Origin of the sequence: Cuneatibacter caecimuris (genome assembly GCF_004216775.1) — a bacterium.
GTDB classification, from domain to species: domain Bacteria; phylum Bacillota; class Clostridia; order Lachnospirales; family Lachnospiraceae; genus Cuneatibacter; species Cuneatibacter caecimuris.
On record NZ_SGXF01000001.1, the window covers coordinates 61,899 to 76,866 of the forward strand.

The 14,968-nt window shown below is 50.3% G+C and carries 14 protein-coding genes and 1 pseudogene; 3 read left to right on the forward strand and 12 right to left on the reverse strand.

Annotation, left to right across the window (positions count from 1 at the left end; translation table 11 throughout):
* Positions 1-838: 838 nt before the first annotated feature.
* The 10 genes and pseudogenes from EV209_RS17025 to EV209_RS00355 form a co-directional block, all read right to left on the reverse strand.
* A pseudogene (locus EV209_RS17025) lies at positions 839-2,551 on the reverse strand (DNRLRE domain-containing protein); the annotation flags it as partial.
* Positions 2,552-2,581: 30 nt separating this feature from the next.
* Positions 2,582-3,607, reverse strand: a complete 1,026-nt coding sequence (locus tag EV209_RS00315; RefSeq protein WP_130431933.1) for a hypothetical protein — start codon at positions 3,605-3,607, stop codon at positions 2,582-2,584.
* 218 nt (positions 3,608-3,825) lie between these two features.
* Positions 3,826-4,551, reverse strand: coding sequence for a tRNA (guanosine(37)-N1)-methyltransferase TrmD (gene trmD / locus EV209_RS00320; protein ID WP_130434080.1), 726 nt, complete (start codon positions 4,549-4,551; stop codon positions 3,826-3,828).
* Positions 4,551-5,060, reverse strand: a complete 510-nt coding sequence (rimM, locus tag EV209_RS00325) for a ribosome maturation factor RimM (RefSeq protein ID WP_130431935.1) — start codon at positions 5,058-5,060, stop codon at positions 4,551-4,553. The genes trmD and rimM overlap by 1 nt, the downstream gene beginning before the upstream one ends.
* Before the next feature lie 86 nt (positions 5,061-5,146).
* Entirely contained in the window at positions 5,147-5,374 is a 228-nt protein-coding gene (locus EV209_RS00330) for a KH domain-containing protein (protein WP_130431937.1), read from the reverse strand.
* Positions 5,375-5,401: 27 nt separating this feature from the next.
* The gene (gene rpsP / locus EV209_RS00335) at positions 5,402-5,647 is read right to left on the reverse strand and encodes a 30S ribosomal protein S16 (RefSeq protein ID WP_130431939.1); all 246 of its coding nucleotides are present in this window, start codon (positions 5,645-5,647) and stop codon (positions 5,402-5,404) included.
* A 40-nt stretch (positions 5,648-5,687) separates the two neighbouring features.
* Positions 5,688-7,049, reverse strand: a complete 1,362-nt coding sequence (gene ffh, locus EV209_RS00340; protein ID WP_130431941.1) for a signal recognition particle protein — start codon at positions 7,047-7,049, stop codon at positions 5,688-5,690.
* 11 nt (positions 7,050-7,060) lie between these two features.
* A complete protein-coding gene (gene ylxM, locus EV209_RS00345) occupies positions 7,061-7,399 on the reverse strand; it encodes a YlxM family DNA-binding protein (protein WP_130431943.1) in 339 nt (112 codons plus the stop codon).
* An 80-nt stretch (positions 7,400-7,479) separates the two neighbouring features.
* Positions 7,480-7,923: a GNAT family N-acetyltransferase gene (locus EV209_RS00350; RefSeq protein ID WP_130431945.1), complete on the reverse strand. Its 444-nt coding sequence runs from the start codon at positions 7,921-7,923 to the stop codon at positions 7,480-7,482.
* Between the two features lie 333 nt (positions 7,924-8,256).
* Entirely contained in the window at positions 8,257-8,697 is a 441-nt protein-coding gene (locus EV209_RS00355; RefSeq protein ID WP_130431947.1) for a hypothetical protein, read from the reverse strand.
* A gap of 194 nt (positions 8,698-8,891) precedes the next feature.
* Between EV209_RS00355 and EV209_RS00360 the strand changes: the two genes are divergently transcribed.
* From EV209_RS00360 to EV209_RS00370, 3 genes are all read left to right on the forward strand, one after another.
* On the forward strand, positions 8,892-10,010 hold the full coding sequence (locus tag EV209_RS00360) for a DUF362 domain-containing protein (RefSeq protein ID WP_130431949.1): 1,119 nt from the start codon (positions 8,892-8,894) through the stop codon (positions 10,008-10,010).
* Between the two features lie 9 nt (positions 10,011-10,019).
* A complete protein-coding gene (locus EV209_RS00365) occupies positions 10,020-10,580 on the forward strand; it encodes an NUDIX hydrolase (protein WP_130431951.1) in 561 nt (186 codons plus the stop codon).
* Positions 10,581-11,150: 570 nt separating this feature from the next.
* On the forward strand, positions 11,151-12,683 hold the full coding sequence (locus EV209_RS00370) for a BACON domain-containing protein (RefSeq protein ID WP_165388761.1): 1,533 nt from the start codon (positions 11,151-11,153) through the stop codon (positions 12,681-12,683).
* A 115-nt stretch (positions 12,684-12,798) separates the two neighbouring features.
* Here EV209_RS00370 and ilvA read toward each other — a convergent pair whose 3' ends face one another.
* Together ilvA and ftsY are read right to left on the reverse strand one after the other, a co-directional pair.
* The gene (gene ilvA / locus EV209_RS00375) at positions 12,799-14,019 is read right to left on the reverse strand and encodes a threonine ammonia-lyase (RefSeq protein ID WP_130431955.1); all 1,221 of its coding nucleotides are present in this window, start codon (positions 14,017-14,019) and stop codon (positions 12,799-12,801) included.
* Between the two features lie 3 nt (positions 14,020-14,022).
* The gene (ftsY, locus tag EV209_RS00380) at positions 14,023-14,964 is read right to left on the reverse strand and encodes a signal recognition particle-docking protein FtsY (RefSeq protein WP_130431957.1); all 942 of its coding nucleotides are present in this window, start codon (positions 14,962-14,964) and stop codon (positions 14,023-14,025) included.
* Positions 14,965-14,968: the final 4 nt, after the last annotated feature.

Here is a 14,968-nt window from a genome sequence, read left to right on the forward strand (position 1 = left end):
TTCCATCGCCCAGAGTATCTTCAATGTAGTTATTGTTGATTGAGATATTCCGGCAGGTACGGTTATAAGCGTTTGGATTGCTGGTATTATAAGCGCCCTCCACCTTCGTTCGGATTCCTTCATGCATGGTGCGGTAAACTGTATTATACTGCAGCTTCACACCGTCAAATCCTGACTGATTATTTGTATTTGCAACCACCTGGTTTCCATCCGGGGTGCGGAATTCGGCCAGGGCGATGATACCGCCGGACATCTTCGCACTGGTGTTGCTCACACTGTCTGTGGTATTGGATACCACATCATGGACATAACAGTTTTCTACAGTCAGATCTTTCATCAATTCATTCTGATCATAGGTAAAAAGATATATTCCCGCACGCACATAGGGCTCTGTATAACTCTGACCAAATGCCTGACCCGCTCCATAGTTTGTAACCTCAAAATTACTGATTTTCCAGTATTGCTGGTTCACAAGCATAATAGCCGCGCTGTAACAGCTATAGGTCGTTCCGCCTCCGTTAATGACAGGCCTTCCGTCCTGGTCCAGGTTCCCATAAGAACTGAGCAGGATGGGGCGTTTTTCATCTCCGCTGCCCATGGGACGCAGATAACCATTCCAAATATCCCCGGCTTTAAACAGGATCTTATCCCCCGGCAGGAAATTCACTGTATTAACTTTATTCAGAGACTTCCAGGGGGTATCAATGCTCAGGCCATCATTCCCATCGTCTCCCAGGCTGCTGCTGACATAATAGGTAGTTCCGGCATAATCATCGCCAAGACGCACCGTCACTTCCGCTGTCACAGTGATCGCAGGGTTGTTCAGCAGGATTCCTGTCACCGTAAATTTACCAATGCTGCCATAACTGGTGGGATCTACAGGATTCCAGGCAACCGCTTCCTGTCCGCTGGTTCCATCTTTGTAATGAGCCGTCACCGTCTGGGGCAGCGCCGGAGCAGTTCCTACCACTGTTGTCACCGCAGTATTTTCAGCGGACTGAATATAAGGCGATTCTTTAGCCGTTAAAGATGGTTTCTGCACATTCTCTCTGGTGCTGGTTGCGGAAAAGATATCATGCTGATTGTTTGCAGCCCTGGTAGGAACCACAAAAGCGAAGGATATTTCTGTCTTTCCCTGCTCCAGCGCCTTCTGTACCGCATCAGTCACATCCACTTCATATACATAGCTGGGATTGTTCAGCTGGACTGTTCTGATCCGGTCTGCAGCTGAAACTGTAGCCGCCAGGGTATCCGCTGTCTGAGACAGCACGGCGTTCAGCTCATTCCAGGTGAGTCCGCTTCTGGTCCATGCTTCCTTTTCAAAAGTGTAGATATTGAAGGAGCTGAAATGTTCCCCAGGATTATTCGCTTCTCCGTCATGTGTCTGAAAATACAGTAAATACTGATCCATTCCTTCGGTGGTCAGAGCGGACAAATCAAACTTCATGGCTACCCGCCTGGTATAGGCCTGGTCGACGCCGTCCGTATATTTCAGTCTCAAACGGTCCTTCATCACTGCGCTGGACTCTGCAGCCAACATCTGTGCGCCGGTCTGTGCGGCTTTTCCGCCTCCGGCCACATATGTATCTTCAGACGCGACCACAGTGCTCTCTTTGCCGGTCTGATCAGAAACCACAATCACATGAAGCGCAGCCTTCAGCGTTGATCCCTCTACGGTTCCGCTCACATTATAAGTCCCTGTGGCTGTCAGGTCTACCTGATTCAATTCCTCCTGATTCCAGACAACCGCCACATCCCTGTTGCTCCCGTCGGACATCAGCGCTTTTACTGTGGACGGAGGATTGAGAACTCCGCCTGTCTGCACTGTACAGGAAGCATCTTCCAGAGACTGAATTACAGGGATTTCCGGGCTTTCGGAACCGGCAGTAAGCTTCAGCCCCGGCCTCTGCGCAGCATTCTCCGCCGCGGTCGAATAAAGATTGATCCCATTGTTTTCCGCTTTGGTGGGAATATAGATACAGAAAGTAATGGATTCTTCTCCGTTTGCCAGAGCGGCCTTCACAATATCTGTTACATCTGTCTCCAGCCTGCCGCCTGCGCTCATGCCGCCGTCTGCCGGAATCGCCACCTTATCTGCGGGTTCCTGCCATACGTCAAAAGACTCCCAGGCAATGGTATCCATATCTGCTTTTACACTTCCCACATAATACGGCTGCGAATTGCTGTAATTATTATCGAGATCTTTCACAGTCAGCTGAAGCAGCGCTTTTTCTGCCATTTCCTCTGTCACTCCGGACAAATCAAACGCGACATAGGCGCGCCGTTTGTAGGTATCTGTGGTATCTTTCACATCATTCGCATATTTAACTCTCAAATACCCCTGCATTTCCGCCATTCCGGTGGCGTTTTTCCCTAATGTAGCCATGTTTCCCTGCGTATAGCCACTTTTTACAGCTGTCAGGGTCACCTCACTGCCCCCCGCTGGTCCCTCCGCATGAACATCCATACCGCTAAAGCATACTGAAAATACCATAATAAGGATCATCCACCATGCGGCGCTTCTTTGTTTCCATCCCCGTTTTCTGTACATCTGTTCCTACTCCTTCCTGATTAAAATGATCTATCGTGAAAAGCGGACGACAGACGCGTCCTCCACCGCCTGATTGATAAAATCATCATAGGCGATGTTGATCATATCTGCCTCCACCTTATCTCTGGAATCTTCAAACCTTCCGCCGTCTTTCACCAGCTGCCTCACCCGGAACACACAGGGAACCCCTGCAAAATCGCCTGAAACAATATCACCTTCAGCGCGCTCATAAAGCTCCGTCAGGACAGCCTGTGTCAGCAGGTCATCTCTTCCCACAGCTTCGGTGCTGATTTCTTGTTCCAGAAAAACAGTAAGCCCTGTCCCGTCTTCCTGTTCCTTTTTTACCAGTTCTTCCGCATTCCCTCCGGCCTCCAGGTCTGCGGCTATTTTTTGCAGCTGCTGTTCCTGATATACTCTCTCTTCTTCTGTTGCAGTAGATATGTAGTAAAACAGATCCACTTCCGCTTTCAGGCTTCCTCTCAAAGTGATGGCGCTGTGATCCATTGTTTCATAATGTTCCCGCAGCTCTTCTTCAGTAAATACAAATTCTTTTTCCGCCAATTCTTTTTTCAGACTGGCCTCCATATCCGTATATAGATAGGAAAAAAGATTCTGCATGTTCCAGCTGCTCATACCGTACCCGCTCACTCCGCTTCCTGCGGTGTTTATTTCCTCCAGCCTCTGCTTCATGGCATCATAACTCTCTGTTACCGGAATTCCCCGTTCTTTGGCCGCCGACAAGATCACCGCATAGCGGACAATTTCCTTTTCTGCCAGCTGATTCATATACTGCCTGGCTGTAAGACCCTGCTGATTCGGCGTATCCCATCCGCTCTCAGCTCCGGAGACGTCGATTCCATATTCCGCCCAGAAATCCGCGCTGGCCTGCGCCTTATAAAGAGAACAGAAAAAATCATATTCTTCCTCTCCTACCAGATAGTCGTTCACCTGGAGCACCGGCTGCCCCGCATTTTGCGAATTGCCTTTCCCTCCGCACCCGGTAACGGCTGCGGCTGCAATAAGCGCCAGAATTGCCCCCTGTCTGTAAATTTTCATTATTTTTTCACCTTCATCCTTCTGTTTGAGATAATATGTCATATTGAGGGCGAAACTTAGCATCGTAACATTTGTAATATCATTATAATCCTTTTAGGCAAACTGTAAAGGGGAATCATTCATTCCCCGGTCTTTTTTACAAATATAAAAAGCCAAAACAAAAAAGAGTGCAGGCTTTTAAGCGATTTGCCCCCACTCTTTTGTGTAAATATCAAGAATCACCCCTGTTTTTCCAGCCATTTCCACTCTTCTTCTGTCAGTTCTGCTTTTTCCAGCAGATCCGGCCGCGCATTTCTCGTTCTCAGCAGAGACTGCTGCCTTCGCCATTTCTCAATATTGCCATGATGGCCGCTGAGCAGCACCTCCGGCACCTTTCTGCCCATAAACTCCTCCGGTCGGGTGTACTGGGGATATTCCAAAAGATTATCGTGAAAAGATTCAAATTCCGCTGATACGTCGTTGTTCAGGACCCCAGGCACCAGCCGGGAAATACAGTCGATCATTACCATGGCTGGCAGCTCCCCACCGGTGAGCACATAGTCTCCCAGAGATACATAATCTGTTACAGTCATTTCGAGCACCCGTTCATCAATCCCCTCATAATGGCCGCAAAGAAAAACCAGATCCTCTTCCTCTGCCAGCTCCCGGGCCATCTGCTGGTCAAAAGTCCTGCCCTGGGGCGTCAGATAGATCAGCCGCGGCCTTTTGCCCAGCTTATCCGTTAAAGCCTGGTATGCTCCGTAAACAGGCTCCGCCTGCATCACCATTCCCGCGCCTCCCCCATAAGGGTAATCGTCCACCTTCATATGTTTATTGGTAGAATAGTCCCTGATATTGATTGCTTCAATAGAGAGCAGCCCCTTTTCCTCTGCTCTTCCGATGATGCTGGTGCGCAGCCCGGAGAGCACCATTTCAGGAAACAGCGTCAGCACGTGATAATTCATCATTCCCTCAGTCCTTTCAGCAAATGCACCACCATGACGCCGGCTTCCAGATCCACGCCGCGGCGGCATTCATCAATAGCTGGGATCAGCAGTTCCCCGCCGTTTTCTGTCTCCACTACATAGACATCGTTGGCTCCGGTCTGAAGCACATCCTTCATCCTGCCCAGCACCTCTCCCTCTTCTGTGCGTACTTCCAGATCCAACAAGTCAGCAATGAAATATTCGCCTTCTTCCAGCGGGACCGCCTGATCCCTGGTCACCAGAACTGATACCTGCCTCAGCTGCTGTACATCTTCTATTTTATCAAGCCCTTTGAACTTCACAATCACCATCTGCTTGAAAAATCGAACCGACTCCACCTCGTGGCAAATACGGTCTTTTCCTTTTTCCAGATAAACGGTTTTCAGTTTTTTAAAACGGGCCGGATCGTCTGTCGTGGGAAATACCTTGACTTCCCCATTTAACCCATGGGTAGAGGTAATCACTCCTACCCGCAGCATATCTACCATAAATCGCTCCTTTTGTCCGCCTCGCGGGACGAAAAATGCCGCCCCAGCCCGCATTCCTGCAGACTGACGCGGCATCCATGTACCTGTTACCGGATTTCTACAATGACCTTTTTGTCTTCTCTGGAAGACGCGGCCTTGACCACAGAGCGGATTGCCTTTGCAATCCTGCCCTGTTTGCCGATTACCTTCCCCATATCCGAGGACGCCACCTTCAGCTCCAGCACAATGGCTTTGTCATTCTCTGTCTCAGTAACCACCACTTCATCAGGAAACTCGACCAGTGATTTTGCAATCACCTCTACCAATTCCTTCATTCCTGCTCACCTCCATGGTGTGACAAATTATTTTTCGATACCGGCAATCTTCAGCAGCTTCGCAACTGTTTCTGTAGGCTGCGCGCCTGTGTTCAGCCACTTCTTGGCGTTTTCTTCATCGATTTTTACAACGCTGGGATTCTGGTTGGGATCGTAGTATCCGATCTCTTCGATGAATTTACCGTCTCTGGGAGATCTGGAGTCAGCTACCACTACTCTGTAAAAAGGCGCCTTCTTCTGTCCCATTCTCTTCAGTCTGATCTTTACTGCCATGATTCTTTACCTCCAAAGTAAATATATAATTATTTTTATGTTAAAAGGGAAGCCTGAACTTTCCTTTTTTACCGCCTTTACCGCCCATCATGCCGGGCAGCTGCTTCATCATCTTGCGGGACTGCTCGAATCCCTTCATGAGCCTGTTCACATCCGCGATGTCCACACCCGCCCCTTTAGCTATCCTCTGTTTTCTGGAAGGATTGATGAGCTCGGGATTGGACCGTTCTTTTGCTGTCATGGATTGAATGATAGCTTCTGTTTTCTTCATCTGGGCTTCACTGTCTGACAGATCCGGCATGCCTTTTTTGTTCAGATTCATGCCTCCCATATTTCCAGGAAGCATCTTTAAAATCTCTCCAAGCCCGCCCATTTTCTTCATCTGCTGCATCTGGTCCAGGTAATCGTTGAAATCGAACTGGGCCTTCTTCAGCTTCTGTTCCAGCTCCCTGGCCTTCTGCTCATCCACATTGGCCTGCGCCTTTTCAATCAAGCTCATCACATCGCCCATGCCCAGGATACGCGACGCCATCCTGTCAGGGTAGAACTGTTCCAGGTCGGAAAGCTTTTCCCCCATGCCCACATAGAGGATAGGTTTGCCGGTCACCGCACGGATGGACAATGCCGCTCCGCCTCTGGTATCGCCGTCCAGCTTGGTCAGGATCACGCCGTCCACGCCCACCTTCTCATCGAAGGTTCTGGACACGTTCACCGCCTCCTGGCCGGTCATGGCGTCCACCACCAGGATTGTCTGGGACACCTCCGCGGCTTCTCTGACCTCCACCAGCTCATCCATCATGGCTTCATCTATCTGCAGCCGCCCCGCCGTATCCAGAATCAGCACATTCTGGCCGTTCTTCCTGGCATGGGCCATGGCTGCCTTCGCGATATCCGCAGGCTTGTGGTTCTCTCCCATGGAGAAAACCTCCACCCCCTGTTTTTCACCGTTCACCTGCAGCTGTTTGATGGCTGCCGGCCGGTAAATATCGCAGGCTGCCAGCAGTGGTTTGCGCCCCGCCGCCTTCAGCTTGCCCGCAATCTTGGCCGCCGTTGTGGTCTTACCGGCGCCCTGGAGGCCCACCATCATTAGTACGGTCAGCTCTCCCGCAGGTTTCAGCGCAATTTCCGTGGTCTCGGAACCCATGAGCTTGACCATCTCTTCATTGACGATCTTCACCACCATCTGGCCCGGAGTCAGGCTGTTGAGCACATCCTGTCCCACAGCCCGTTCCTGCACAGAGGAAACGAACTGCTTCACCACTTTGAAATTGACGTCGGCTTCCAAAAGAGCCATCTTCACTTCCTTCAGAGCAGCCTTTACATCTGCCTCGGTCAGCCTTCCTTTGCCCCTCAGATTCCGGAACACATTCTGCAATTTATCCGCTAAGCTCTCAAAAGCCATAAAAACCTCCGTTATAACTCTTCCAGCAGCAGGGAAGCCCATTGTCTGACTTCTTCCAGCGCCTTTTCCGGACTGTCCGCAGCCTCTGACCGCCGCAGAATCAGCTCCGCCAGCTCCCGCAGCTTCTGGTTCTTTTCCATCAGATGCAGCTTGCTCTCCATCTCTTCCAGAATGCGGTCGCACCGCTTCACCATCTCATGTACTCCCTGGCGGCTGATGCCGTGGGCTTCAGCGATCTCACTGGGGGACAGGTCATTGAACACCACGTCCTCGTAGATCCTCCGCTGATGCTCTGTCAGCAGTTCTCCATAAAAATCATAGAGCAGGCTTTGCTTTACGATCCTTTCCATGATTCATCACCTGTTGCATCATACACCATCCGCAGGGCATTGTCAAGCTTTTTTCTTGACGCTATGAATTTTTATTTAGGTTATATCCTTCTTTCCAGCTGTTCGTACAATACTTTCCCAAAACCTTTGGCGCTGTACAGCTTTCTGGCTTTTTCATTGTCTTCCCGCAGTTCCAGCCTCAGCTGTACGACCTGCTCCTGAAACAGCTCCGCCATCCTGTCCAGAAAACTGCCGCCAATCCCTTTTCCCCTGTATCCTTCTTCCAGATAAAGCTCCTGTATCCAGAGCACCTGCCCGCCTGCTTCATTGGAATAGGTAAAGCCTACCAGGCTGTATCCCACAATTCCGCCGTCTTCTTCCATCAAATACAGGCGGATAAAAGGCGAACCTGACGCCGCCGTATCAAAGGTGTGCTCCATATAGCTCCTGGGGATGGGCTTTTCCACCGCTTCCGAGTGGTAAAACGCCTCCATCATGTCCAGAAGGCATTCTCTGTCCTGTTCCTCAACCTCACGAATTTCCATGCTGCCGCCTCGACCTCACTTTCTGATTTATTTCATCCGTTCCTTCCCGGGAAAAACACTCCGGTAGAAAAAAAGAATCCCGCTCGCGGGATTCCCCCCTGCGGCGTGTCGCTTTAGCAGCGTAACTCCTTACGCCGCAGTGCGATCCCCCGGGGGGTTTTCTTGCATAGGCCTATGCAAGAACATATGAGCCTCCGGAGACGCCAGCCAGCTTCGCTGATCCCCTGGTTTTCATATGTTCTCACTACCGGCCCGGATTTTCGTCCGCTGCAGCCATGCCGGCGCATGCCGCTGTATTTCGGATATCTTTAGTATTTCTCCTGACGCTTTTATTTATTCGCCAGCATAGCTTTCCCAGTCTTCATAAGGGAATATTTTGTATGGACTGATGGAAGATAATTGTTCCCGGTATTTTTCTGGGATTTTGTAGGGAATAAAATTTAAGTATATTTTATCCCCGGCGATTACAAAATTCCAGGTGCTGTGCTTTCCGTACAGATATAAATTGCCCGGAACTCCGTTCAATCCAAAATCAGGCAGACATGGGGCTGCAGAAATTTCCTTCAATACCGAGATTACAGAACCCATCTCCGCTTCTGTCATTTCACGAGTCACACCCTTTTCTCCTGCCGGAAGGTATATCTCTCCGCGAATCACCTGGTCCGCTCCATACCATTGAAAACGGTAAAAGACAAGGAGCTTGCATATGGCCAGGAACAGCAGAAGGAACATCAATATTTTCAGCGCTGTCTTTCGTATCTTATCTTTTTTCACCTGTCATCCCCCCCAATGTCTCTTTTGAAATAAGATTAACTTTAGCTTTTGAAAAGCTTTGTTCCTTATATAATTTATTATAATAGATTTTTATCAAAAAACAACTTTTACCTCTTAATTCAACAGTTCTTGCCACATCCCTCCGTTTATAGTATAATATACCGTAATTCGTTTAACCGGAGGAGGAAAAACATATGCAATCTTCAAAAGTCTATTTTACAACTTTCAAGGCCACTTATCGGGAGAATCTGCTGCAGAAGCTGCGCCGCCTGATCGATACGGCCGGTTTAGGCTCTATTGACATGGAAAATAAATTCGCGGCCATCAAAATTCATTTCGGAGAACCCGGAAACCTGGCCTATCTCCGTCCCAACTACGCAAAGGTGGTGGCGGACTATGTGAAGGAGCACGGCGGAAAGCCTTTTCTCACTGACTGCAACACGCTTTATGTGGGCCGCCGCAAAAATGGTCTGGACCATTTGGATTCGGCCTACGAAAACGGTTTCAGCCCTTTTTCTACCGGATGCCACTGCGTCATCGCGGACGGCCTCAAGGGAACCGACGAAGCTCTGGTGCCTGTGGAGGGCGGGGAATACATAAAAGAAGCCAAGATCGGCAGGGCCGTCATGGATGCGGACATCTTTATTTCCCTGACCCACTTTAAAGGCCATGAGGCCACTGGCTTTGGCGGCACCCTGAAAAACATCGGCATGGGCTGCGGTTCCAGGGCAGGTAAAATGGAGATGCACAGCGCCGGAAAACCATATGTGGAGCAGGATCTCTGTATCGGATGCGGCGCCTGCCAGAAAAACTGCGCGCATTCCGCGATCACGATCACAGACAGGAAAGCTTCCACAGATCACAGCAAGTGCGTAGGCTGCGGCCGCTGTATCGGCGTATGCCCTGTGGACGCCATGCAGCCCGCCAGCGATGAGACTAACGATATCCTGAACAAAAAAATCGCCGAATACACAAAAGCAGTGGTGGACGGCCGCCCCTGTTTCCACATCAGCCTGGTGCTGGATGTATCCCCCAACTGCGACTGCCATTCAGAAAATGATATTCCGATCATTCCGGATGTGGGAATGTTTGCATCCTTTGATCCCATCGCCCTGGATATGGCTTGTGCCGACGCCTGCAACAAAATGCCGGTGATCTCGGGAAGCGTCCTGGAAGATCAGATCCACCACCACGCCTGCGACAGCCAGGATCATTTTGTCATGACCCATCCTGACACCAACTGGACTTCTGCCATTGAACACGGCGTAAAGCTGGGGCTGGGTAACAAAGAATACGAATTAATTACGATCTGAGGAGACAGTATGGAATACCTGGACCTGCTGGATGAATACGGTCAGCCCACCGGGAAAACAAAAGAGAGAACACTGGTACACCGGGACGGGGATCTGCACCGCACCGCTCATGTCTGGATCGCCCGCCGGGACCCCGGAACAAACAGCATACAGCTTCTGATGCAGAAGCGCAGTGACCGCAAGGATTCTTATCCCGGGTGTTATGACATTTCATCTGCCGGGCACGTTCCGGCCGGGGAGGGATTTACAGAATCTGCCCTCCGGGAACTGAAAGAGGAGCTGGGGATTTCCGCCCTGCCGGAGCAGCTCCGCTTTCTCTTCTATCATAAAGGATACGCCCAGGCAGAATTTTACGGAAAAACATTTATCAATAATGAGTACAGCGCAGTTTATCTCTATACGGGTCCAGTAGAGGCCTCTTCTCTCTTTTTGCAGGAGGAAGAGGTATCGGAAGTGCGCTGGATGGATTACGAAACAGTGCTGGAACAGGTCATGCAGCGCAACGGGAAGTTCTGTATCTTTGTGGACGAGCTGGCGGAAATGGATCAGTATCTTTCTCAGTATCTTTGAGGTTGAAATATGTCGCAGGGAGGCGGCAGAAGAAACTCCGGAGGGTCCATGCCAAATATTTGGCTATACCCTCCTACGTTTTTTCTGCCGCCTCCCTGCTTGGGCATTTCTCTTCCGCTCAGACGCGGCGTCTTGTTTTTTTCTTGTTTTTGCCTCTCTTCTGGCTTCAGGTGAGCAGGGTCTTTCTCAGTTGGCGTTTCACTTGGCTCTGACACAGCAGGTATTGTCTTCTGATAGCAGGCCGCTGAACTCGTAGCTCCTATCTTCTTTCTCAATCACTTTCAATGTTCCTACTACAATCAGCCCCACTTTTATTTTGGAGAGGAACCTGTACCAGCCATTTAGATATTATCCGGATTGCTGCCTTCAGGCCGAACCTCGCACAGTATGCAATACTGCTTTTATAGCGAAGGATGTTGTAAATTCAGTATTTTCTTCTATTGAAACGAGAAAAAATCTCATGATTCAGGAATATCATAACAAGACAAGCATAAATTGTAGTGGAAAGTTGAAAACGGACAAACAGATCGTGTCAATCACGAGGAAAGGATGGAAATTATGTTTTACTCTATGGAAAGTCAGAAAACAGGCTTTTGTACATTGGCTGAAGCTCTGAAACAAATGGGAATTTCCTATGAGAAAAACCCGCCTCCCCAGACAGATGAACCGATAATCATCCCTGCAGAGTCGCTGCAGGAAACAGATGCAGAACAATTACTCACGGAACGAACAATCATTATAACCGATCCTCTGCCGGAAGATATTCAATCTTTTTGTAAAAATACTCCCGCGGCTGTCTGGCCGCATGATGCGCAGGCTGATTTCATTGCTGTGCGTTTCGACAATCAGGGGAATTTTTACACATTTGTACAGTTACACAAGGATACTGAGGAAATTGATTCTCAGTATGCATCAGCGCTGATTCAATGGCTGCATGGCGAATTTGACGCTGGCGCAGTGCTGAACGATAACCAGACTTTCTCCCACCTGGACCTGGTACGGCTGGCCCGTGCTTATGTGACAACTTTTAATTTTGATCTGTTTGGAAAATCAATGATCCTCAATTTGTATGCTGTCAGCTGCCACGTCTTTTCCAAATCCGGCTCTCCGGACAGTGATCTGGGCGACGACTTTTTCTACCTGCATGAAACCTGCCATTTTGACGGAGGGAAATCCAATGATGGGTATAGTTATGAAAAATATTGGGAGCCCCTGCGCGCATATCTGTACGGAGGGAAATACTGGGTGGGCGCCGGAGAGGTGTGCAGACATTATATTCATGAATATCTGGTTTCCAACACGCTGGATACGGATTTCCCAAACGCGGCCTTTCTGCATTGCGCGCCCGTGGCTGCAAATGACCAGCAGCAGATCACAGTAAGCACGGGTTTTGATATCAGCGGAAGCATTTCCGCGAAGCTGGCAGGCCAGGGAAATGAGCTGGGAGCAGAGCTGGGCATGGGAGGAAACTTCAGCCAGTCAGAGACAATGAATGTCAGAGATTGTACGGTATCCACTGAAACGAGCCGGCAGGGACATAAAATCGCATGGCATTATGTCTTTCGCCACGCAAGGCAAAATAAGCAGGCAGGACGCTGGCAGTTTCTGCTTGACCCGGCCGCTCTCTCCCATACGTTGGCGCAATTTGAACAGCACTGGATTTGGAAGCTCCCCACGAACCAGCGCGCCGGAAAATCCCATTTATCTTTTACTGTAGACTGCAGCGGACATTTGATTTCTACTATCTCGAGAAATTCCGGAAGCATTTCCGAACAGGATATTTATGGCCCTTGGAAAAATCAAGCGCTGCGCGTCCAGATAGAATGGCCCTCGCTGCTTGCTTCAGATGCAAGACAAGTGGAAATGAGCCGGGAGGGAGGCGAAAAACAGATCCGTCTCGGCTGCGAAGGCGCATGGATTTCTTCAGTAAACGCTGACTGGCTGAGCTGCACTCCCCCACAGGGCGGAAGAGGTGAGGATACTTCCCTGTTCCTGCTGGCTGCGGAAAATACCACTGGCCAGACAAGACAGGCACGGTTGACCGTCAAGCGTCTGGCAGGCTCAGAAGTACAAACCGTGCTTGTCACACAGTATGCAAAATAAAGAGCAAATAAAGGGCGTTGTGCGTATCTCCCGGAAGGGGGTGCTGCATAGGTAACTGCGTTTCCTATGCAGCACCCCCTTCCCGCGGCGGAAATATGCTGATCTCCAAAAGTCTTTACAGGCTGGTATTCACAATCTTGGGACGGTACCCCTCTTTTTCCAGCTCACAGACGATCTGTTGTTTATGGTCATTGCCGTAGGCCTCCAAGGTGATGCGGAGCTCCACCGCAGCATTCCGGTTAATGCTGACGAACTGATTGTGCTCCAGCTTAATCACATTTCCCTTGGCTTGGGCGATCACGCCAGCCACTTTCTGCAGCTCGCCCGGCTTATCCGGCAGCAGCACGGAAACGGTGAAAATCCGGCCGCGCTGGATCAGCCCATGCTGCACTACTGAGGACATGGTAATCACATCCATATTTCCGCCGCTGAGGATAGAAACAATCTTTTTATTATGAACTTTCATCTGGTGGAGCGCCGCCACGGTGAGCAGGCCGGAATTCTCCACCACCATCTTGTGATTCTCAATCATGTCCAGAAATGCCACGATCAGGTCCTTATCTTCCACTGTGATAATTTCATCCACATTGCTCTGAATATAAGGCAGCAGCTTGTCTCCGGGAGTTTTCACTGCTGTGCCGTCTGCGATGGTGTCCACTGAAGGAAGAGTGACCACATGCCCCGCTTCCAGGGAGGCCTGCATACAGCTGGCTCCCGCCGGTTCCACGCCGATCACGCGGATCTTGGGATTTAAAAGCTTAGCCAGAGTAGAAACGCCTGTGCACAGCCCGCCGCCGCCGATGGGACAGAGGATATAGTCCACCGTGGGCAGCTCTTTTATGATTTCCATTGCAATGCTCCCCTGTCCCGTCGCCACATCCAGGTCGTTGAAGGGATGGATCATGGTATACCCATGCTCCTCCGCCAGCCTGCAGGCGCAGTCATAGGCCTCATCGTACACGTCTCCGGAAAGCACCACTTCCGCGCCATAGCTCTTGGTACGGTTCACCTTGATCAGCGGGGTTGTTGTGGGCATCACGATCACAGCTTTGCAACCGAAAGCTTTCGCCGCATAGGCAACGCCCTGGGCATGGTTTCCCGCGGAAGCAGTGATCAGGCCCCGGCTCCGTTCTTCCTCTGTCAGCGTGGAAATCTTATAGTAAGCGCCCCTAAGCTTATAAGCGCCGGTGTACTGCATATTTTCCGGTTTAAAATAGACCTTGTTTCCCGTCTGGGAACTGAAATATTCGCTGTATACCAGTTTCGTTTCATTCGTCACTTTTGTGACCGTCTCATAAGCCTCTTCAAATTTCTCCAGTGTCAATTCCTCTGTCATCCCTTAGTCCTCCTGTTTCTGTCCCGCACCAAACAGGGCATTTACAAACTCATCCGCATTAAATTTCTGTAAATCATCTATTTTCTCGCCGATCCCGATATACTTCACCGGAATTCCCAGCTCCGACTGAATCGCCACCGCGATGCCGCCTTTCGCTGTGCCGTCCATCTTGGTCAGAATGATGCCGGTGATATCCGCCACCTCCTGAAACTGGCGGGCCTGGGCAAGAGCATTCTGCCCTGTGGTTCCGTCCAGAACCACCAGAGTCTCTTTATAGGCTTCCGGATATTCTTTTTCTATGATCCTGTTGATCTTGCGCAGCTCCTCCATCAGGTTTTTCTTATTGTGGAGGCGGCCCGCGGTATCGCAGATCAGCACGTCTGTCTTTCTGGCCTTTGCAGCCTGTACTGCATCATATATCACCGCCGCCGGATCGGAACCTTCCTTCTGGGCGATGATCCCTACCCCCGAACGATTGGCCCACTCTGTCAGCTGTTCGATCGCCGCGGCCCGGAACGTATCCGCAGCCGCCAGCAGAACGCTCCTGCCCATCTCCTTCATCTGGCCGGCCAGCTTCCCGATGGATGTGGTCTTCCCCACGCCATTGACGCCGATCACCAGCACCACAGAAGTGCGGTTTTCAAACTGATAGGCATTCTCTCCCAGATCCATCTGGCTGCGGATGCTGTCGATCAGCAGCTGTTTGCAGGCCGAGGGGTCTTTGATATGCTCTTCCTTCACTCTGGCCCGCAGGTCTTCAATGATCTTTTCAGTGGTATGAATACCCAGATCTCCCATGATCAGCGTTTCTTCTATTTCCTCATAAAAATCTTCATCAATGGAGGAAAATCCGCTGAAAATAGAATCAATGCCAGATACAATAGATTCTCTTGTCTTACTCAGCCCCTTAACCAGCCGGCTGAAAAATCCTTTTTTTTCGCCCATCTCT